Source organism: Rossellomorea sp. NPDC071047 (assembly GCF_050270195.1).
In the GTDB taxonomy this organism is placed as follows: domain Bacteria; phylum Bacillota; class Bacilli; order Bacillales; family Bacillaceae_B; genus Rossellomorea.
Genome location: NZ_JBNNJT010000001.1, coordinates 1,107,070 through 1,127,754 on the forward strand (window position 1 = coordinate 1,107,070; position 20,685 = coordinate 1,127,754).

Annotated in this window: 18 protein-coding genes, 1 riboswitch and 1 other annotated feature; of the genes, 1 reads left to right on the forward strand and 17 read right to left on the reverse strand. The window is 39.9% G+C overall.

What is annotated here, in order from left to right; genetic code table 11:
• Positions 1–3: 3 nt before the first annotated feature.
• A complete protein-coding gene (locus tag ACQKFO_RS05815; RefSeq protein ID WP_427597382.1) occupies positions 4–849 on the reverse strand; it encodes an STAS domain-containing protein in 846 nt (281 codons plus the stop codon).
• Positions 850–1,102: 253 nt separating this feature from the next.
• Positions 1,103–1,543: a hypothetical protein gene (locus ACQKFO_RS05820; protein WP_427597383.1), complete on the reverse strand. Its 441-nt coding sequence runs from the start codon at positions 1,541–1,543 to the stop codon at positions 1,103–1,105.
• Positions 1,544–1,834: 291 nt separating this feature from the next.
• Here ACQKFO_RS05820 and ACQKFO_RS05825 point away from each other — a divergent pair, with 291 nt between their 5' ends.
• Positions 1,835–2,032, forward strand: coding sequence for a hypothetical protein (locus tag ACQKFO_RS05825; RefSeq protein WP_427597384.1), 198 nt, complete (start codon positions 1,835–1,837; stop codon positions 2,030–2,032).
• Between the two features lie 210 nt (positions 2,033–2,242).
• Here the strand turns inward: ACQKFO_RS05825 and metH are convergent, their stop codons facing one another.
• The 15 genes from metH to ACQKFO_RS05900 all read right to left on the reverse strand — a co-directional run bounded on the left by metH (position 2,243) and on the right by ACQKFO_RS05900 (position 20,611).
• Positions 2,243–5,689, reverse strand: a complete 3,447-nt coding sequence (gene metH, locus ACQKFO_RS05830; protein ID WP_427597385.1) for a methionine synthase — start codon at positions 5,687–5,689, stop codon at positions 2,243–2,245.
• Positions 5,670–7,520 (reverse strand): bifunctional homocysteine S-methyltransferase/methylenetetrahydrofolate reductase, encoded by a 1,851-nt coding sequence (locus ACQKFO_RS05835; RefSeq protein ID WP_427597386.1) that lies wholly within the window; start codon positions 7,518–7,520, stop codon positions 5,670–5,672. Before ACQKFO_RS05835 ends, metH begins: the two co-directional genes overlap by 20 nt.
• Before the next feature lie 16 nt (positions 7,521–7,536).
• Entirely contained in the window at positions 7,537–8,721 is a 1,185-nt protein-coding gene (gene metC / locus ACQKFO_RS05840) for a cystathionine beta-lyase (RefSeq protein ID WP_427597387.1), read from the reverse strand.
• Entirely contained in the window at positions 8,714–9,838 is a 1,125-nt protein-coding gene (locus ACQKFO_RS05845; protein WP_427597388.1) for a methionine biosynthesis PLP-dependent protein, read from the reverse strand. The genes metC and ACQKFO_RS05845 overlap by 8 nt, the downstream gene beginning before the upstream one ends.
• A gap of 91 nt (positions 9,839–9,929) precedes the next feature.
• A riboswitch (SAM riboswitch) is annotated at positions 9,930–10,039 on the reverse strand.
• A 123-nt stretch (positions 10,040–10,162) separates the two neighbouring features.
• Positions 10,163–11,161 (reverse strand): tryptophan--tRNA ligase, encoded by a 999-nt coding sequence (locus tag ACQKFO_RS05850; RefSeq protein ID WP_427597389.1) that lies wholly within the window; start codon positions 11,159–11,161, stop codon positions 10,163–10,165.
• A 59-nt stretch (positions 11,162–11,220) separates the two neighbouring features.
• Positions 11,221–11,463 (reverse strand) — a binding site (T-box leader).
• Positions 11,464–11,529: 66 nt separating this feature from the next.
• Positions 11,530–12,156, reverse strand: coding sequence for a metal-dependent hydrolase (locus tag ACQKFO_RS05855; RefSeq protein ID WP_427597390.1), 627 nt, complete (start codon positions 12,154–12,156; stop codon positions 11,530–11,532).
• A gap of 96 nt (positions 12,157–12,252) precedes the next feature.
• On the reverse strand, positions 12,253–12,879 hold the full coding sequence (locus ACQKFO_RS05860) for an NUDIX hydrolase (protein WP_427597391.1): 627 nt from the start codon (positions 12,877–12,879) through the stop codon (positions 12,253–12,255).
• 13 nt (positions 12,880–12,892) lie between these two features.
• Entirely contained in the window at positions 12,893–13,549 is a 657-nt protein-coding gene (locus tag ACQKFO_RS05865) for an HAD hydrolase-like protein (RefSeq protein ID WP_427597393.1), read from the reverse strand.
• 534 nt (positions 13,550–14,083) lie between these two features.
• On the reverse strand, positions 14,084–15,298 hold the full coding sequence (gene cls / locus ACQKFO_RS05870) for a cardiolipin synthase (protein WP_427597394.1): 1,215 nt from the start codon (positions 15,296–15,298) through the stop codon (positions 14,084–14,086).
• 107 nt (positions 15,299–15,405) lie between these two features.
• The gene (locus tag ACQKFO_RS05875) at positions 15,406–15,963 is read right to left on the reverse strand and encodes a VanZ family protein (protein WP_427597395.1); all 558 of its coding nucleotides are present in this window, start codon (positions 15,961–15,963) and stop codon (positions 15,406–15,408) included.
• An 81-nt stretch (positions 15,964–16,044) separates the two neighbouring features.
• Complete coding sequence (locus ACQKFO_RS05880; RefSeq protein WP_427597397.1) at positions 16,045–16,518, reverse strand: NUDIX domain-containing protein; 474 nt, start codon at positions 16,516–16,518, stop codon at positions 16,045–16,047.
• Between the two features lie 7 nt (positions 16,519–16,525).
• The gene (gene selB / locus ACQKFO_RS05885) at positions 16,526–18,412 is read right to left on the reverse strand and encodes a selenocysteine-specific translation elongation factor (protein ID WP_427597398.1); all 1,887 of its coding nucleotides are present in this window, start codon (positions 18,410–18,412) and stop codon (positions 16,526–16,528) included.
• A gap of 405 nt (positions 18,413–18,817) precedes the next feature.
• Complete coding sequence (locus ACQKFO_RS05890) at positions 18,818–19,414, reverse strand: SCO family protein (protein ID WP_427597400.1); 597 nt, start codon at positions 19,412–19,414, stop codon at positions 18,818–18,820.
• An 82-nt stretch (positions 19,415–19,496) separates the two neighbouring features.
• A complete protein-coding gene (gene coaW, locus ACQKFO_RS05895; protein ID WP_427597401.1) occupies positions 19,497–20,318 on the reverse strand; it encodes a type II pantothenate kinase in 822 nt (273 codons plus the stop codon).
• The gene (locus ACQKFO_RS05900; RefSeq protein WP_149155638.1) at positions 20,315–20,611 is read right to left on the reverse strand and encodes a hypothetical protein; all 297 of its coding nucleotides are present in this window, start codon (positions 20,609–20,611) and stop codon (positions 20,315–20,317) included. The genes coaW and ACQKFO_RS05900 overlap by 4 nt, the downstream gene beginning before the upstream one ends.
• Between the last annotated feature and the right edge of the window lie 74 nt (positions 20,612–20,685).

A 20,685-nucleotide genomic window follows, 5' to 3' on the forward strand; every position in this document is an offset into this window, starting at 1 on the left:
TGATTATTCAACTTCATTATTCTTAATAGTCAGTGCTTGTGACAAGGTAGAAGTAATCGTCAGGTTATCAAAATTCAATCCCAGTTGAACAGCTGTTTGTGCGATTTCAGGGCGTAGCCCAGATAGAATCGGCTTTACACCGATCAATTGAAGAGCATCAATTAGCTGAAAGATTTGATGAGCTACCATCGTATCTATTAATACAACACCTGATAAGTCGATGAACAATTGAGAAACTTCCTTATTAACACATTGTTCCAACGCATTCTCTAATATTAATTCCGCACGGGTAGGATCGATATTACCTACAAGGGGTAAAAGTGCTGTATGCCCATTCAAGGATATGACAGGTGAACTTAATTCATTGATCACTTCCTGCTGGGAATGGATCTGCTGCTCCACTACTTCCGTTTGCAACTCAACAAAACGCAACATAACCCGGTCAAACGCTTCAATGATGACTTGATTCCAAAGGCTGAATTGTTCGAAGATGTTTTCTTCCATATGAGTTTCGGCAAAGTCTTTCAAAAATGCCAGGTACTGATGTCTAACCCTCATGAATTCTCTAAGAATATAGTGATTTGGGGTTTCTAAATGTTCCTTATCCTCTGCAATGGTCAAGACCCATTCATCGATCTTCTGATTAAACGTTTCTTTCTCCTCAGCAAACACATTACAAAGAATACCGTGAAACTCAAAGTTTTGATTTTTTAAAGTTTCTATCACCTCGGGATCTGAGGAAGAATAAACACCATTTGTTGTGTTTTTATCCAGGGAGTTATACCAATCTTCCGTTAATTGACGTGCCTTACTTAATAAAAATGTATGTAGTTCCTGATTTCTATGCATGTATGATTCCTCCTATGATATCCAACAAATTTATATCAATTTCTTCTTCCCTGTCTGATGAAATGAGTAGTTGGGAGATCATACCCTTTTCTCTAGTTCTTCTTTATTATTGATTCTAGTTTAAAGTTGAGTCGATCAATCCGCTTTCGACTTTTTCCTATGCCATTCTCCATTATATATCACATTCATACAACATTTCCATTCAGACACACTTGCACCTGCTTTGGTATAGTAACTATATCTACACTTATAACTAAAATTCTCCGATAATTACACCGGTAATGGGAATTTCCTTATCATTTTTCAACACTTTAATCGTATCATAGCTCTCTTTGAATTCATTTCGGTTAATGCGATATATTAATTGATTAGTCAGCTCTTTATGCAAATAGTTTTTTTCAAAGTGTTCAGTAAATGAAATCCATAAGGTGTCTTCTCTTACTTCAAAAACAATGTTCTCATAATAGGGAGCCATTTTAGCCGATTGATCTACTACACTTCCATTTATCACAACAAGAGAACTTCCGTCTTCATCTTCGTATAGAAAAATTCCATTTCCATAATCTGAAATAGATTCCTGAAGTGCTTTAGAAGTTTCCCTCAAATCCTGTTCTTGATATGGTAGATTTTTATCTACTCCAGTACACGCAGAAAGAAACAAAATCAACATCAAGCTCAAAATTAAAAATTTCATCACGTTCCCCCTAAGTAATATCATCTACTACACTCTTTAGATTATATATATAAATCCGGTACAATTATTAGTATATTCTAAAAACATTACATTTTTTTGTAAAACAACTCTACAATTCACAATATAAAGTGTATAATGAGGGTATTAACTGAGAAACAGACAGCAGGTATGTCTCGATATACTATTTTGATGGATATGAATCTCCTACTAGAATCCAACCGCAAATCTTAATATGATGTCGTAATCCTACTACTTAGTCATTTGTCAAAATAGTTGGGAGCTGATGAGAGAATGAAAAATAATCTGACAAGAAGGTGTATTGAATCACTTGCTATACAAAGTGCCTATCATTTCTGCGTGTCTATAGGAATCAAGCCCAGTTTACTCAATCTATCAATGGTCACAGGATTCTCAGAAGAAAGAATACTGGAAATACTCGAAACCAAGTTTAGTAATCAAAGTGTTAAAACAGAAGATCACTCTTTTTGACTCTGTGTTCCCCTTTATTACTCTACAAGCCGATTATCCTTCATCCCCTAATCATTAAATTCTTTCATTTTCTAAATTTCCATTTTTATTTTGAATTAGTGGACCTCTGTTGGTCTTGCCAAGAGATTAATAAGAAAAGACTGCTAAACTTTTCGCCTCAAAGCAAAAAGGCAACTCCACTTTGGGAAGTTGCCTTTTTAGTATGGTAATTTATAATACATTAAAATATCTTGCTTCCGGATGAGCGAAGACCATCGCTGTTACTGATGCTTCCGGTTCCATCATACATCCGTCTGTTAATTGGATTCCAATTCTGTCAGGTTGAATAAGCTTAAACAGTTTCTTCTGATCTTCAAGTTCGGGACAGGCGGGATACCCAAATGAAAAACGTTGTCCTTGATAATGAGTCCGGAACCGGTCCTGCATCGTAAAATCAACGGGATCTGGGAACCCCCACCTGCTTCTCATCATTTCATGCACTCTTTCAGCCAGTCCTTCAGCTGTTTCTAAGGCAATAGCCTGCAGGGCGTGACTTTCAAGGAATCTGCCTTCTTCCTTCATCTCTCTTGCCCACTGTCTGATTTTCACACCTGCCGTTACGGCAAAGAAACCGACATAATCCATTTCTCCGCTTTTTACAGAACGCAAGTAATCTGCTAAACATAAATGCTGATTTCCTCCTTGTCTTGGAAAGTGAAATCGTTCTATTTCTATGGAAAAATCCTCCGGATGATAAATAACAACATCGTCTCCATCTGATTGTGCAGGAAAAAATTGATATCGTGCAGATGCCTGAATCATCCCTTCCCTTTTTGCTCTTTGGAACAATTCATCAGTCACTGCTTTAAGGCCGACCGTCCTTTCGTCCTCTTCTTCCAGTAATCTAGAAATTTTCCCTTTAATCCCCAAATGATGTCCAAGCAGCATTTGCTGATTAATGTAGGGATGAATTTGATCAAGTGAAAATTCTTTAATGGTGTGCGGAATTAAGTCAGAAGGAACATGGACTTTTACATCTTTTGCAACTGTAGAACGTACTTTTACCGCAACAGAAGATGTATTGGGTTTCGGTGAACCTTCAGTCGAAACCACCTTCCTTAACTTTTCGCGACTCTCTTTTTCCAGCTGCAGCCTCGTTTCTTCATGTTGAATCCCATTCATGATGCCAAGCCCATCCATTGCATCCTTCGCATAAAGAACGAGCCCATCGTATTCCCGGCCAATTTTGTTTGTAGTGAATTTTCGGGTGAGGGCCGCACCTCCTACTACAAGAGGAACTGATATTTCAGACTGTTTTAAATCTTGAGCAGTAATGACCATTTGTTGGGCAGACTTCACAAGAAGTCCGGACAAACCTACGATATCGGGCTTCTCTTGCCGTATGACTTCGATCAGTTCCTGAGGCGTTACTTTAATGCCTAAATCAATCACTTTATATCCGTTATTACTGAGGATAATATCTACGAGATTTTTACCGATATCATGAACATCCCCCTTAACCGTAGCTAAGATCACTTTGCCTTTGGAAGATGAATTTTCCGTTTGTTCCATATGCGGTTCCAAATGAGAAACGGATGCTTTCATGACTTCGGCACTCTGTAATACTTCCGCTACAATCAGCTGGTTATCATTAAATAACCTACCGACTTCACTCATTCCGGCCATAAGGGGACCATTGATGATCTCAAGGGGAGCATCATATATTCCCAGGGCGATATTTAAATCGGCAATCAGTCCTTCCTTCGTTCCTTCCACCACATAATGAGCCAGCCTCTCTTCTAGAGTCATAGTATTGACGGGTACCTTTACTTCTTTCTTTTTCCCCCTATAAAATACTGTAAATTCAGCCAGTGTTTCATCAGTCGTCTCAAATAAGAGTTTCTCTGCCATTCGAACTTCTTCTTCAGGAATTGAGGCAAAACGCTCTAATTTTTCCGTATTGACTATGGCATAATCCAGCCCCGCTTTGGTACAGTGGTAAAGATATACCGCATTTAAGACTTCTCTTCCGACAGGAGGCAGTCCAAAAGAAACGTTACTAACCCCTAATATATGGGGGCATTCCGGTAGGGCTTCCTTAATCTGTCTTATCCCTTCAACGGTGGCATTGGCTGATCCAATATATTGCTGATCCCCTGTCCCCACAGGGAAAACGAGAGGGTCAAAGATGATGTCTTCTGAAGCTATCCCATATTTCTCTGTTAACAGTTTATGAGAGCGGAGGGCAACGTCTACCTTACGCTCTACAGACACTCCCATTCCTTTTTCATCAATGGTTCCTACTACAACCGCTGCTCCGTATTCCTTCATCAGCTTTGTTATCTTCTCAAACCGCTCTTCTCCGTCTTCGAGATTAATCGAGTTTATGATTACTTTCCCTTGAGAATATTTCAAGGCGGTTTCAAGCACTTTCTCATCCGTTGAATCAATGACAAGTGGAACTTTAACTTTTTTCACCACTTCTTGGATAAATACATTCATATCTTCTACTTCTTCACGATCGGGATCCGCAAGGCAGATATCGATCACCTGAGCTCCATTCTTCACTTGTGCTCTCGCAATCTCTGACGCTTCTTCTATCTTATTCTCTGCAATCAATCGTTTAAATTTACGTGAACCGATGACATTCGTCCGTTCTCCGACCAGGATCGGTCTTCTGTCTGCATCCTCATAGACGAACGCTTCAATTCCTGACACTGCATGAGGGTGAGACTCATTGGGTTTACGAGGAGGTAATCCCTTCACCACTCTTGAAAGGGCACGAATATGCTCCGGTGTGGTTCCACAACACCCTCCTACAAGATTCAGCCAGCCTTTCTCAGCAAAACCTTTCATCTTTGCACTGAGTGAATCAGCGGTCTCATTGTAATTTCCCTCTTCATCAGGAAGTCCCGCATTCGGATAACAGCTGACATAGGTAGTGGCGAGACTTGATAAGGAACGAATATGATCGCGCATAAATTCAGGTCCGGTTGCGCAGTTTAGACCAACTACCAAAGGGTTTAAATGTTCAAGGGATAAATAAAATGCTTCGATTGTTTGCCCGGCAAGTGTAGTACCCATTGGCTCAATAGTTCCGGATAACAAAATGGGGATCTCTTTCCCTCTGGATTCAAAGGCAGCTCGAATTCCGAGGTTTGCTGCTTTTACATTTAACGCATCCTGACTCGTTTCAAGCAGCAGTACATCAACTCCTCCATCAAGAAGACCTTCTGCTTGAACACGATAGTTGTCTACTAACGCATCAAAGCTTATCCCTCCTGTAACAGATAAGGTTTTGGTAGTGGGACCTAGAGATCCCGCAACAAACCTCGGCCACTCTGATGTTGACACATCTTTTACTGCTCTTGTGGCGATTTCAGCCGCTACTTTATTGATTTCGTATGCTTTATAGCCTAAATCATATTCGTCCAGTACGATGGGGGTTGCACCAAAGGTATTAGTTTCAATCACATCAGCTCCGGCTTTCAAATATTCCAGGTGGATTTGATAGATTACCTCCGGTGCTGTCAGAACCAGATTTTCATTACATCCATCAAGCTCTTCTCCACCGAAATCCTCAGGGGATAAATTCGCTTGTTGAAGCATCGTTCCCATTGCTCCATCGAGTACGAGTATTTTTTTCCTAAGCTGTTCTTCAAACAAAGTGATGGCCATAGGGAACCTCTCTTTCTGGGTTGGTTTTCTCCTGTATATGATGAATCAATTCAATACTCATATCATACCTGACAAAAGGCGTGATAAGATAAATCCCATTAAAAAGATCTATTGCTGTATCAAGTAAGTCTTTTGCTATCTCCATTCCAACTGCTCTTGCAACTACGGGATCACTTCCCGCTTCCCTCATTCTTTGTCTTGTTTCTTCCGGAACATTAATCCCCGGTACTTCATGATGGAGAAACTCAGCATTTCTCGAGCTGATTAATGGCATGATTCCGATAAAGATCGGTACATCTAAATGCTGCGTAGCTTCATGTATTTGAATCAGCTGTTCTTTCCCAAAAATCGGTTGGGAAATGAAATAGTCAGCTCCGGCATTCTTTTTCTTTTCAAGTCTTTTTACAGAAGCGTCTAAATGACGGAAATTCGGATTAAAAGCTGCACCTACTGAAAATTGAGTGCGCTCCCGTAGTGATTTACCCGAGAAGGATATCCCCTCGTTGTTCTGTTTAATCAATTCAATGAGTTCAAGAGAAGATAAATCATAAACGGATGCTGCCCCAGGAAAATCTCCAATCTTGGCCGGATCCCCCGTAATGGCTAATATATTGTGTATTCCTAACGTGTGTAACCCCATTAAATGGGATTGAAGTCCAATCAGGTTTCGATCCCGGCAAGTAATGTGAACTAAAGGCGTAAGATCAAATTTGGACCTTACCAGGCTGCCAATGGCGTCATTACTGATACGAGGTGATGCTAACGGATTGTCTGCAAGCGTGAGTGCGTCAATTCCAGCTTCCTTTAATGCCTCAGCCCCTTGGAAGAACAGCTTCGTGTCAAGATGCTTAGGTGGATCAAGTTCAACAATGATCGTTTTCTTTTCCCTCACTTGCTCATGCAGCAAGCTTCCCCTGATTGAAGGAGACGATAACTGAACAACTTTTTTTGCTTTCACCACTTTTTCATTCACAGGCTTGCGGCTTTTTAACCTGCTTGCTACAGAACGGATGTGATCAGGTGTGGTCCCACAGCATCCCCCTATGATTCTTGCACCTTGCAGTCGCAATTCGTTACTTATATCTCCAAAGTAATCAGGCTCAGCAGAGTAATAGAATCTACCTTCTTCATAATTCGGCAGACTGGCATTGGGATAGACGGAAAGAAATGCCCTTTTAGGTAATGGAACTTCCTCTAATGAATTCACCATATGAAATGGCCCCATGCGGCAATTGATGCCCACAACATCCGCCCCCAATAATTCTAATTGTTGAAGAGCGTCTTTTATCTCCATTCCATTTTGAAGAACTCCTGTTTCATGGAGTGAAACTTGAGCAATGACAGGAATGTCTGCTTCACGTTTACTAATGTTTAATACAGTGGTCAATTCTTCGAAATCATAATAGGTTTCTAGCAGAATGCCATCCACCCCTTCTAACAATAAACAGTATAGCTGTTCCCGAAAGCTTCTTTTGATTTCTTCCAACGATACATTTTGTTTAATGCCCCTGATTCCCCCGATGGTGCCAAGGATATAAGTGTCGACACCTGCTGCTTTTCTTGCCAGTCGCACTGCAGCTGTATTTATTTCCTTAACCGAATCCTCCAATCCGTATCTGGAAAGCTTTTGATAATTAGCTCCATACGTATTGGTCTGAATGATGTCTGCTCCTGCATCAATATACTCTTTATGGACTTTCAACACTTCATTTGGGTGAGAAAGATTCAGTTCTTCAAAGCATCTGTCGACTCCATATGAATACAGCAACGTTCCGATGGCTCCATCTGCAATTAAAATTCTCTCTTTCAGAGCTTCCAGCAACGGCTTCATGACATTCCCTCCTTTTTTATAAATTTATCACGTTGTTTCGATTGATCTTTTGTATACTATCTAAACCTTTTTGAAGATCGATAATTAATTCATCCACGTTTTCAAGTCCTACTGATAATCGTAATAAACCATCTGTAATACCCCTTCTTTCCCGTTCAGCTTTTGGCATGGAAGCATGTGACATCCTTGAAGGATAGGATAGAATTGATTCAACAGCTCCTAAACTTACGGCAAATACAGGAATGTTTACATTTTGAATGAGTTGCTTTACTTCCTCTGCCCCTTTTAACCGGAAGGAAAGAACCGCTCCAGGACCCTCTGCTTGTCGAACTTGAATTTCACGACCGGGATGATAGCTTAATCCCGGGTAATACACTTCTTCTACTTCCTTTCTATGTTCTAAGAATGCCGCAATCTTATATGCCGATTCTGATGATTCCTTCAAACGTACATGCAGTGTTTTCAGTCCTCTTAAGAGCAGCCAGCAATCCTGAACACCGAGTACAGCTCCGAACGAATTCTGCAAGAAAGCAAGTTTCCCGGCAATCTCTTCATTTCCCGTTACCGCAAGCCCTGCCAATACATCGCTATGTCCGGCAAGAAACTTCGTGGCACTGTGTAGAACAACATCCACTCCTAGACTGATCGGTCTTTGCAGCAAGGGAGTCATGAATGTATTATCAAGAAACGTTAAACATCCATTCGCCTTGGCAAGCTTAACGACTCCTTCAATATCGGTGATATTCAGAAGCGGATTGGATGGTGTCTCCATATAAATCACTTTCGTATTGTGCTTGATTGAACAAGCTACTTCATGTAGATCCTTCATGTTCACAAATGAATATTCAATTCCAAACTTAGTGAGGACCTCTGTAATCATTCTGTATGTCCCACCGTACACTTCTTCTGATACGAGAACATGATCTCCACTCGACAATAATAAGAAGCTTGTTGAGATTGCCGCCATTCCAGATGAAAAGGCAAAACCTCTTACTCCTCCTTCCAATTCCGCGATCGTTTCTTCAACGGTTTCTCTTGTCGGATTTCCTGAACGGCTGTAGTCATACGTTCCATATTGATCAAAATCCTGTTGATGAAAGGTTGTAGCATGATGAAGCGGTGTAGAGACCGCTCCTGTTTCTTTATCAAATCCATGAGAATGAATGAGTGACGTCTGAAGTGAAAACGGTTTTTTACTCATACGTAAGCACCTCTTTCTCCAATTGTTGAAAAACATTCTCCAGGTCTTCAATAAGGTCAGCAATAAATTCAATGCCTACAGAGAACCGCAGGAGTCTGTTGCAGATACCCAACCTATTTCGTTCTTCTTCTGGAATGTCTGCATGTGTTTGAGTAGCCGGATAGGTGATAAAGCTTTCGACCCCTCCTAAACTTTCAGCAAACGTAATAATTTTTAAGTGTTGGAGAAAGGGAGCAACCCATTCTTCCCTTGCGATACGAAAGGAAAGCATGCCGCCTTTTCCCGGATATAAAACGTCTGTTACACAGTCATGCGAATCAAGATACTCCGCTAATTTTCTTGCGTTTTTTTCGTGCTGAGCCATTCTGAGACTAAGGGTTTTCATTCCTCTTAATAAGAGCCAACAATCAAAAGGGGCGAGAACCGCGCCGATTGAATTTTGAATGGTGAATATTCTTTCCCCCAACTCCTCTGTGTTTACAATCACAACACCTGCCAGCACGTCATTATGTCCCCCTAAGTATTTCGTGGCGCTATGAATAACAATGTCCGCTCCTTCAGTAAGTGGCTTCTGCAGAATAGGTGTGTAGAAGGTATTATCGACAATTAGAAGCAATCCGTTATGCTTAGCGAGTCCAGCAACCTCTGAAATACTTGCTTCATTCATTAATGGATTGGTTGGCGTTTCAACGAAGATTGCCTTTGTTCTTTTAGAAATTTGTTCTTCTATGGAGCCGGTATCACTTGTATCGACGAAATGAAATTTGATACTATATTGTGCTTCATACTGCGCGAATAAACGGTAGCTCCCTCCGTATAAGTCTTTCGAAACAATCAATTCATCCCCGCTTGAAAATAAGCTAAGGATTGCCTGAATCGCTGCCATCCCCGAGCTGAAGGCAAACCCTCTGTGTCCTTCCTCCAATTGAGTGAGGGTATCTTCTAGGGTGGCACGGGTTGGATTTCCTGTTCTTGTGTAATCATAGCCTGTCGATTGCCCAATCCCTTTATGTTCATAGGCAGTCGATAAATGAATGGGCAGGCTTACGGCACCCGTTGCAGGATCTTTCCGATTTCCTGCCTGGACAAGTATTGTGTCAATGTGTTTTTTCAACATTCTTCTCTCCTTTTCTATCCTGATTACGAAAAGGGAAAAAACAAAAAAACCTTCTTAATGAAAATAAGAAGGTTTTGTGCGTTCGTTCTCCCTCTTATCGTCCAAGTTGACATCAACTTGCTGGAATTAGCACCATACCAAAACTCGCGGCTGGTTGCTGAGGTGTCTTCGGGCCAGTCCCTCTACCTCTCTTGATAAGAAACTATATGATTTTGTGAAAAATAACTTTCCCATAACTTATAACAAAGAAGAAAAAATGTCAATGAGAATTATGAATTATCTGAAAAACAAAATGATCTTTGCCCTTCACCACCCTGTTCTATTTCAATGATAAATACCTATTTTCCTTTTAATCTCTTTCATGAATGGGATTGTTTTTTCCCGTGCTTTTTTTGCTCCATTTTGTAAGATCCCATCCAGCATATGGGGACTCGCCATCAGTTCTTCATATTTCGACCTTGGTTCTTCGATAAAAGAATTCATTACTTGGAATAGCTCTTTTTTCGCATCTCCCCAGCCTATTCCTTCTTGAAATCTCCCTCTCATTTCTTTAACTTGATCGGAGGTTGCAAATTCTTTATATAATGCAAAAATGACGGAGCTGTCAGGATCCTTGGGCTCTTCAGGGGGTGAAGAATCTGTTTTGATTTTATTGATTAATTTTTGAAGCTTTTTTGGTTCTTCAAATAATGGAATGGTGTTGTTATAACTTTTACTCATTTTACGTCCGTCCAGTCCCGGGAGAACTGCCGATTCTTCTTGGATGACATATTCAGGGATGACAAATATTTCTCCATATTGTTTGTTAAAGCTTTCAGCTATGTCTCGTGCAATTTCAACATGCTGTATCTGATCTTTACCAACAGGGACCACCTCGGTTTGAAAAAGGAGGATATCAGCTGCCATTAGTATTGGATAAGTGAATAATCCCATGTTGACTCCAGCATCAACATCTTTGCCGGTTTCTGTATTTTCTTCGACCAATGATTTATATGCGTGAGCGCGGTTCATTAATCCTTTCGGTGCAAAACAAGACAGGATCCAACTCAATTCAAAGATTTCAGGTACATCGGATTGACGATAAAAGATCGCTCGATCAGGATTCAAACCTAATGCTAACCAAGCTGCTGCCACTCCATAAGATAGTTCTTTCATTTCATGCTTATCATGTATCTTCGTTAAACCATGATAATCCGCCACAAAATATGCTGCGTTGTAGGATTTGTTCTCTGCCAATTTTAATGCCGGTTTGATTGCACCAATATAATTCCCCAAATGAATATAGCCAGTTGGTTTAATCCCCGTCAGAATTTGTTTTTCCATAAAAATTCCCCCCGCTTAAAATAATAAAAATCAACACAAAAAGGGCTTCTCGTCCTCTAAAAAAGGACGGGAAACCCGTGGTGCCACCTTCATTCGCTTACACTTCAGTAAACGCACTCATCTGTACAGAAGTCGCCTTCGATACATCGTCTCTTTTATCGGTGAGACCTTCCGCCATTACCTACTTAATTTCAGCCTGGATGCTCAAAAGCCCATTCAACGATTTCACCATACTGATTCTCACCAGCCATCAGCTCTCTGAAATGTTTCGTTCGTCTACTCTTCTTCCTCATCGCATTTAACTATTTAAAGTGTTTCCATTATTTTAATGTATCGGGAAATAATGGTCAAGAGGGCGTAAACACATTTTAGAGTTCTTTGGTAGAAAGGGGAAGGAAAAGCTTTATCCCTCTCTTATTGAAAGGAAGAAATTTCATATCCGCGATCAGATGACTGGCATATCCGATTACACATGCTTCAAATACCCCATCTATCATTAAAGATGACTCTAAATAATGAGCAATCATGCCATAATATACGATTCCAAGTACAGAATGAGTATAACTTCGATGTGAAACGAATGAGGCTATGAAAATATAGATACCTAACAACCATAACCATGTTTCATTAAACTGCCAACCGCATGCTGTCACACCGATGCCTGTAATCATCAGCATTCTTCTCTGGGTAATGAAACTTGAGAGAATCATCATTCCAGCACCATATCCTATACCAAGCCATCGTTCTTTCCCAATTCCTTCAAGATAGCTGTATACCATCATTAAAAAACCAATGATTTGTGCCACTGCTCTGATCATTTTTGGTGAAAAAGTAACCTTGTTACTAAGCTGTCCGTCAATATCCATATCAGGCATGAGTCCGGATACCCCGCCTATTGCCACAAGTGCGGCCGTTATGTCAGGACCAGATCCAAATGAGTTGGCCACAATAAATCCTGTTGCTGCTCCAATTGCCATATGTGCTGTGCCGTTCAAGTGTGTCCTCCTACTCTCTTATCACATTATGTATGTACTAGATTACTATAATAGCCTTAATTATCCATATTGACCATGGGAAGTACGAATTAATTTCTAAAGATGAGCCGATATGCGCTCAATAATTTCAAGAAGGTAGGATCTTTTATGTGGAACAAAGTGATGGTAACTCACCCTCTGCTTAATGAAGTCCTTTTCCCCTGTTTCATTAGTAAGAAATCCTTCTACGGCGATTTCCTCTTTCGTTTGTTGAACGAGCGCTTTAAAGTCTTGAAGAGTCGAACGGAAAATACCGGACACTTCTTCTGACTGAAGTTGAAATTCGTCATATGCAACCGGCTTGGAATACAGGAATACGTGAGTTAGTTCCCGATCAATCATATCCCGTTGAATTAACTCCCCTTTTACGATTCCTAATGATTGAAGTTCATCTATCGTAAGATGAAGTCCAAGCTCTTCATGAACTTCTCTCACACCGTCTTCAATCTTCTCCTGTGACAAGATATGTCCAGCGGCCGTAATATCAAGCAAGCGGGGGAAATCCTTTTTCTTATCACTTCTCAGCTGGAAATAAATATTGGTCTCTCCACTACATTCATCAAAATGCGCAAGCCAGCAATGAAAGGTTTCATGCCAATATCCCTTTTTATGTACCTCGGAACGACTGGCTACTCCAAGTCTGTTACCATATTCATCGAAGACTGCTAGTTTTTCATCCTCCATCCCGATCCCTCCTTTATTTCATTACCTCTAAATACTCTTTAACCTCCAATAGATCTCCAATCACAATATCCGCTTCACTTAATTCCTTTTCCTGAGAAAAATCAAACGCACAACCTATCGAAAGAAAGTGATTTGCCTCTGCTCCTTTAAAATCAGACAATCTATCTCCAATCACAACCCCATGTGTCAGATTATGATCCTCTTTGATTTTTCGAATCAACTCCCCTTTGTCATCTGAATGTATTTCCTGAATGCTGTAGCAGTCCAAAATCCATTGATCCAGATGAAAGGACTCGATGATCGCCTTTAAATAATGAGGATATCCGTTGCTTGCCACAAAAATCGGAAAGCCCCTCCCTGATAAATAAGCTAATATTTCCTCCGTATGTGGGTAGAGAGCACCATTTCCTTTCTGTATATTATCAATCAGTTTTTCATGAAATATATCATTCACTTTCCCATGTATATGTAAGGGATGACGAGGTAAAAGTGTTTTCCACACAACAGAAAGAGGGACACCCATAATTTCTCTGTATATTTCAAGAGGTGTATCCCCTCTCCACATTCCTTCATCTCTAAGTCGTTGAAACGTATCATGAAGTGATGCTTCAAGAATACTGATCGTTTGAAATAACGTTCCATCCATGTCAAAAATCATTGCAGCTTTCATCTATATTCTCCTTTATTTCCCTTCGTACATTTATATGTTCGACAATTTATGCTTAAGTCACAATGTTGCTTACATCAAATAAACCTTCTCTTATCATACCAAATTCACTGCCGAAAGAAAGCAGCTAAGTTTAGATGAACAATTTCTTACTATGTATAGCTGTCCATTAGTGACCACCAATCTTTATTAACAAAAAAACACACAAGAACGCTTCTCCCGTGTGTTTAATCCTTATATCTTAAAACAGTGTATAGACGTTGCTTTCTTTAAGATGCATTGGGAAGATAAAAGAGGACCGTCAACATCATGCCGATAACAGAAAAGATCACGATACTAACTGCTACAGACTTGTGAGACTTTGAAATATGTTTCTTCTTTAACACGTTAAAAAACTTAAAAGCCAATAACGAAAGAATAAACAAAGATATAAACAAGAGCTCGCTCATGGACAATCCCTTTCTTCAGTAAGGTGTATTCTTTATAAGATATGAAATCACTTTACCATATTTTCTTAATCAATAAAAATTTTTATTCCTAGAAATAATAATATACCCAATCAGGAGTTTTACGGAGCGCTTTTTCCCAGGCAGGGAGTTCATTAAAAGCCTTCATGTTCAATTTTTTACTATCATTAATATCTTTATGGATGAGTGATTCTAGCTCGGCTGCAACTTTTGCGTCGCGAATGATGCAGTTGCTTTCATCATTTAAGTAGAAGCTCCTTGGATCCCAATTGGCTGTACCTATATCAGCCCATTGATGATCAATGACCAGTACTTTACCGTGGAAAAATCCTTTTTCATATAAATAAAAATCCACTCCGCTCTCTAACAAAGTTTTCTCTATTCTGTAACTTGGAGGCTTCGTGAACCATGCATCTGTATCGTCCGGAATGAGGATCTTCACTTTCACCCCACGCTTCACTGCTTTCTTTAAAGCTGATATAAGGTCCTCATTTGGTAAAAAATATGGCGTTGTAATTGTGACACTCTCTTTCGAACTGTTAATCCAGTTTACTGTCTTATCAACAATACTGTCTCCTGTTGAGAACAAGAACTGAACGCTGCTTCCCTCATTTTCATTTGATGTACGAGTAGTGTGTATGCTCTCCATACTTTCTGCCCCATCCTCGATCCAGTCCCTTTTAAACTGCTGAGCCACCTCAACCCCTGCCTCACCCTCCAACCGTATATGATAGTCCCTCCAATACCCAAGCTTCGGGTCTTTCCCTAAATATTCATCACCCATATTAAAGCCTCCAATATAGGCAATTCTTTGATCAATGGAAACGAGCCTGCGATGATTCCGATGATGAAGGGAATAGAAAATATTCTTCACGGATAAAGGCCTGCTTTTAACAACCTTCACTCCTCCTTCTTCCAACCTGCTTATACTTTCCTTCTTAATATCTGAACCAAGGAAGTCTACAGACAAACGAACATCTACCCCCTGTTTAGCCTTTTCAATCAGCAAGTCAAAAAACTCGTTGGAAATCTGGTCGTCCCTGATAATGAAAAAATGAATCCAAACTAGCTCATCGGCTATTTTAATATCCGCAAACAACTTTTCATATAAGTCCTTCCCGGTATTGTAGACGTCGATTGAAGCTTTATGAGAAAGGGTTTCCGTAATGGGGTGAGTTCTCGCATAGTTTTTCACACCTTGTTTCACATCCCAGTGCATAATGAGGAACAAAATCCCAATGCAAGCAGACGTGATCAGAATTGCTTTAAGTCCCTTTTTAAGCAAGAGAACTCACCTCCTTTTTATGTAGTGTTAGCTTTTGTATAAGGAGAAGGACTATACATTTCCATACAAAATATATAAAAAAGAGCATTAACATAACGTTAATACCCTCAGTTTATCTTCTTGTTGATTCTCAATAGATTATAAATAAAGCGTGCGACCACAAAAAGAAGTCCACCAATAAATGAACCTAATGTATTCATTATCCAATCATCAATATCGGTTGCTCTTCCTAATGGAAGATAGTATTGAGCAAACTCAATTCCAAAGGAGAAAAGTGCTCCGATAAATGTCACCATCAGAATAATCTGTTTCGACTGCCTCATCCACCAAGCAATAAAAAAAGTTAATGGAATAAACAATAATATATTTGCCATCAAGTTTCGAATGGGCACATCTAAATGATTCCGGTAAATTAAATTCAACTTCAAATTAGAAAATGGATCAAAATTCACAGATCCCTCTGAAACATTTCCACCCGTCAATGGGGTCATTGTGATTAAACAAATCGCTCCGATCGTTATACACGTAAACAAAACAGGCAGTAAATTCATCCATCTGCCCTTACCCTTTCTTTTCTTCCAAAAGGAGACCGCAAAGATAAGGGTAATCGTCACAACCACAATAATTGGAAGAACCCAACCAAATGCGCTCCATAATTCTTTCATGATTCCTTTTCCTACTTTCCTCTAAGCTACTACGATGATTTAGTTGTTCATGTACGATGATATATGTTTGAAAGAGAAGCATTATGACAAGTTGCGAATCGTCACCTCAGCAGTCTCCTTATCCATTCCATTCCAGGAAGTGTGGATTTCAAAAGTTCCTTCCTCGAAAAACAAAGGGAATTTTCGTTTGAAAAAATGCTGCATCGGTAAATCTAAGGCTTCTGACTTTGAGACCCAAACCAGTTCACCTTCAGGAGGGTGTTCCAGGAGCTCACCTTTGGTTTCATAGGCAAGGTAATTATACACGATATACCGAAAGCCCTTTTCTGGTACAACGTATTCATCTAACCCTTTATACCTTAATTTTTCTACCTGTAAACCTGTCTCTTCTCGTACTTCTCGGATTGCACCTGCTGCAGGACTTTCAGGGAAGTCAATTTTACCTCCCGGTGCAATGTAACCAGGATAGTCTTTCTTCTCCGGCCTATTTAATAACAACACTTTATCCCCACGCTTTATCATTACTAAAGTATACATCACAGTTTCTAACCTCATTCATACCTCATCCCTTTATACCAGTTCTAATCCATTTACGAATTCCTTGGGTCCTTAAAGTCAGACCATCCTTATCCAGCTTTTCTAAAAAGGGGATCAAGTATTTTCTGGATAATCCTAGAGCAGCTTTGGCATCTGCTATATCGAATGTTTCGCCGGTTTTTTCTTTTAATTCTTCAACAGTTTTCATAAAAACTTGATAGGAAAAGGACTTTTTATCATCCAATGGAACGATTTTCTTTGCCTGGATAAAAAAATGATAAAAATCATAATGCCATTTTTCAGGTATACCAACTTGATGAAAGTACTCTTCCTTGTCTTTTACTTGCGTACCATCGGCCTCTAGTAAGGTGATTAGCTGATTGCATCGTTGCTCCCATTCAGGAGGTAAATGAGGAATGAATTCCTCTAAACAAAGAAATCCATTATTTTTTTTCCAACGCCTCTGCTCTATCGCAAAGTCCATTAAAGCTCCTGAGTACCTTTTTAAGGATTGCTTCAACTCACCAATATTAATCCCTTGTAATAAAGGAAACTCCTTATGGAAACCTCGAAGAATCTGTTCGATCGAATTCACGCATTCATCCACTATTTTCTTATGCGTGACCTTGGATTGAGAAATTACAATCCACTGATCATCACCCTGCAGCATATCACGCAAGTCTTTATGAGTCATTGATGCTTCTCTAACTATGAAACCTTCATCCACACATTTGTATTGTTCAACCAGCCTTAGAACTCTTTCCTCAGGTGAACCGTGCCGTTCAGATTGAAGAAGGGCCAACGTTTCCTCTCCGAATTTGTATTTTCCACCATTCGGCTGAATAATCCATCCTCCCCCGATAGTCTCAATTGGAGTGGGTCTTCTTAATATAAAACGATCACCTCTTTTGGCTACAATCGATTCATTAAGTCGGATTTGACATAGAATATCTTCGGTTTCCGAATCGACTTTATTTCGATCAAAAAATACAAGCTTCCCCGTCACTTCAGAAGTTCCTACATGAAGCACAACTGGCATTCTTTGTTTTATAGGATGGTTTACTTCATGTAATACTTTAAGGCACACATCAATCGTATTGGTCACGGTAAAATGTGTGGATTTAACGAGCACGTTTCCTCTTTTCAATTCTTTGTAATCCACTCCAGAAAGGTTTATCGCTGCACGCTGACCGGCAAAAGCACTACTCTCTTTCCTATGATGGGCTTGAATTTGTTTCGCTTTCGTATGTATTCCTTGAGGTAATATAATTATTTCATCTCCAGTGTCCAAGGTCCCTTCAAATACAGTCCCTCTTACGACTGTTCCCTGACCCTTTACAGTAAAAACTTGATCAATCGGCAAACGAAAATCGCCTCCGACACTTTTCGAAGCCATTCCCTTTAGTGTAGTAATGACTATTTGTTTTAACTCTTCAACACCCTCTCCTGATAGACTATCTGCCTTCAAGATATGAGCACCTTCAAACACTGTTCCCTGCAACTCATCTATCACTTCTTCGAGAGCCAAATCCCTTAGTTCTTTTTCAACTTTCGAAATTTTAGTCAGTACGACAATACCTTGAGTGATTCCTAGTAGAGCCAGTATATCAAGATGCTCCTTCGTTTGCGGCATCACCCCTTCGTCTGCCGCTACTACTAACACAACGAGATCGATCCCTGCCACACCCGCAATCATCTGGCGAATAAACCGCTCATGACCAGGAACATCCACTACAGAAATCTCCATATCTTCATCTTGAAATAATCGGGCAAACCCGGGCTCAATCGAGATGCTGCGCTCCCTCTCCTCTTTTAATCGATCAGTATCGACAGAAGTAAGGGCCTTTGTGAGAGTGGTTTTTCCATGATCAATATGTCCGGCCATTCCAATCGTATAATATTGTTTCCCCATCCGCTCACCCTCTCATTATCTTTTCTTTTTGAACCGGAAAAATAGGACGCCGGACATTAAGGCAAAACAAATGGCGAATAAGATTCCCTTCCATACATCTCCATCTGAAAAAGATTTCAATACCCATATCAAAATAAATAAGGTTATGGTTATATCAAGTATCATCATACCTTTTGAGTTTCGAATGTTTATTCACCTGCTACCCGTTAATATTAATTGCGCTTCTTTCACTTTATCATAATCCTGCTTCACCGTTCCAGCAGGTATAAACCTTCCGTAATATATTCCTAACTTAGCGGCTCCCCTTTTTATCATTATAATCCTTAAAAACCTGATTTTGGAATTGCTTTCAATAATAAAAAAGGAGAATCACCGGAAATTCTGTGATTCTCCCTCTTATAAAGTCTATTCAGATCCCTCTTCAATCAATGTTTTCATATCTCCGACAATTTCATCGTATGGTACATCACTATTGCCACTATACGTTTTTACGACTGTACCTTTTTGATTCACCAGGTAGAAGCTGGTACCGTGAATCATCTGATCGGAATTAGGATCATCGGCTACAATCGAGCGGAAGGAATGTTCCGCAAGGTCCTTTACCTCGTCAAATTCATAGCCTGTAAGCAGTTCCCATTTACTCGTGTCTGCTTCAAAGTTTGAAATATACTCTTTTAATGCGTCCGGTGTATCATTTTCAGGATCTACGCTGAAGGAAACGATTTTGTAATCCTCTACCCCTTCATCTTTCAGCTTTTCTTGAAGCTTCGATAAATTAAATGTCATGGGTGGACAAACGGTTTCACAATTAGTGAATATGAAGTCTGCGATCCAGACTTGTCCTTTCAAATCATTCAAACCGACTTCTTGATTATTTTGATTCGTATAAGAAAATTCTTTTACCTCATAATCTGTTTCTGCTTGAAAGTTACTATTACTGCAACCTGCAAGGAGAATACCGATGATGGTCAACACCACAATGAATGGTTTTGTTTTTGACATCTTTATCTCCTCCGACTTTTTCTTTCTCTACCATTCTATGTTAGTAAAAAGGGGATAAAAAAACAATCAGCAGGGGAAATATTCATTGTCTATTTTGTGAAAGCTCTTCTTCCCTTCCAATATCAAACGCTCCAAGACTTCCAGCATATGCACCTTTCTCAGGAAAAAGAGGGGTGTAGGATAACATATCTTGAAATTGGATAAGGTCCTCTTTTAATGCAGGATTTGATTTCAACGTACTCCCAATAAATACGAAATGCTCTATATTATGGGCTTGAGACGCTTGAGATGCAAGCAGAATAATGGTTTCGGCTATCAAATTAGTCAGAGCCCGCAGTTTGTCTTCTTTCTTAGAAGATGAATCTCCTTTAGCAAAATTAGCAGCTGTCAGATGTTGAGGAACCGGAGAATTCATTGTCTCATAAACGTCTCCCACTGATAAATCAACTAGTTCTCGTTTGCCTTCCTTTGATAACCTTACCAACTCGTAATAGTCAGATTCTCCAGTCAGTAAACCTCCCAATCCCATTAAGGTTCCGCCCCCTAACCCACTACCAAGCAACCTTTCACATCCGTTCTCATCAACCTTAAAAATTGACGTCCCAGTACCTATATTTATGAGGATGAACTGATTCAGGTCATTTTTTTCCTCTTTAAGGAGAAGTTTAGCTCCCCTGCATACCGCTTTGAATTCTCCAACAATACGTACTTGAGGGAAAGCTTCTGCCCACTTCTCTGCTTTCCCTCCAGTTATATAAAGCTTATGATTTTGTGCCGGGATTGTAAGCCACTGCAGCACACTCCCTTGCTGCTCACTGGTAAATGTTTTATAATGCAGCCTCCCATTTTCCTCATACACGACCTTGGTTAACGTTCCTCCAGCATCTACCCCGATCACACTCATTCTTCCCGTTCCTGCATTTTTTTCTTAGAAAATAAATAGTGAAGGGTAAAGCCATGAACGACCATTATAGTAAGGAAAGCAAGAAAATAATAGAAAACTCCTATGACCCCATCTGAAGTATCTTCTGTAATGAGCCACCATACAGATGCAAAAAGAAGAAAGAGAAATTGAAGAGCGACTCCCTCCAAGAATGGTTTTTTATAGGTATTGAAATCCAACAGTCTCTTCCAGCTCCATCCAATTGCAACGACGGCTGAAACTAACAATAATAATATGTAAATACTTATTTTCATCAATGATGCCTCCATTCAAATTCATACTATTTACATGGTATTCAATTAATCTGGAAAATGAAAGAGAAAATGGG

Coding starts and splice junctions, on each gene's coding strand:
- ACQKFO_RS05815 (WP_427597382.1), bottom strand. CDS start 849: ATGCATAGAAATCAGGAACTACATACATTTTTATTAAGTAAGGCACGT.
- ACQKFO_RS05820 (WP_427597383.1), bottom strand. CDS start 1,543: ATGAAATTTTTAATTTTGAGCTTGATGTTGATTTTGTTTCTTTCTGCG.
- ACQKFO_RS05825 (WP_427597384.1), top strand. CDS start 1,835: ATGAAAAATAATCTGACAAGAAGGTGTATTGAATCACTTGCTATACAA.
- metH (WP_427597385.1), bottom strand. CDS start 5,689: ATGGCCATCACTTTGTTTGAAGAACAGCTTAGGAAAAAAATACTCGTA.
- ACQKFO_RS05835 (WP_427597386.1), bottom strand. CDS start 7,520: ATGAAGCCGTTGCTGGAAGCTCTGAAAGAGAGAATTTTAATTGCAGAT.
- metC (WP_427597387.1), bottom strand. CDS start 8,721: ATGAGTAAAAAACCGTTTTCACTTCAGACGTCACTCATTCATTCTCAT.
- ACQKFO_RS05845 (WP_427597388.1), bottom strand. CDS start 9,838: ATGTTGAAAAAACACATTGACACAATACTTGTCCAGGCAGGAAATCGG.
- ACQKFO_RS05850 (WP_427597389.1), bottom strand. CDS start 11,161: ATGGAAAAACAAATTCTGACGGGGATTAAACCAACTGGCTATATTCAT.
- ACQKFO_RS05860 (WP_427597391.1), bottom strand. CDS start 12,879: ATGGAGGATGAAAAACTAGCAGTCTTCGATGAATATGGTAACAGACTT.
- ACQKFO_RS05865 (WP_427597393.1), bottom strand. CDS start 13,549: ATGAAAGCTGCAATGATTTTTGACATGGATGGAACGTTATTTCAAACG.
- ACQKFO_RS05875 (WP_427597395.1), bottom strand. CDS start 15,963: ATGAAAGAATTATGGAGCGCATTTGGTTGGGTTCTTCCAATTATTGTG.
- ACQKFO_RS05880 (WP_427597397.1), bottom strand. CDS start 16,518: ATGAGGTTAGAAACTGTGATGTATACTTTAGTAATGATAAAGCGTGGG.
- selB (WP_427597398.1), bottom strand. CDS start 18,412: ATGGGGAAACAATATTATACGATTGGAATGGCCGGACATATTGATCAT.
- ACQKFO_RS05890 (WP_427597400.1), bottom strand. CDS start 19,414: ATGTCAAAAACAAAACCATTCATTGTGGTGTTGACCATCATCGGTATT.
- coaW (WP_427597401.1), bottom strand. CDS start 20,318: ATGAGTGTGATCGGGGTAGATGCTGGAGGAACGTTAACCAAGGTCGTG.
- ACQKFO_RS05900 (WP_149155638.1), bottom strand. CDS start 20,611: ATGAAAATAAGTATTTACATATTATTATTGTTAGTTTCAGCCGTCGTT.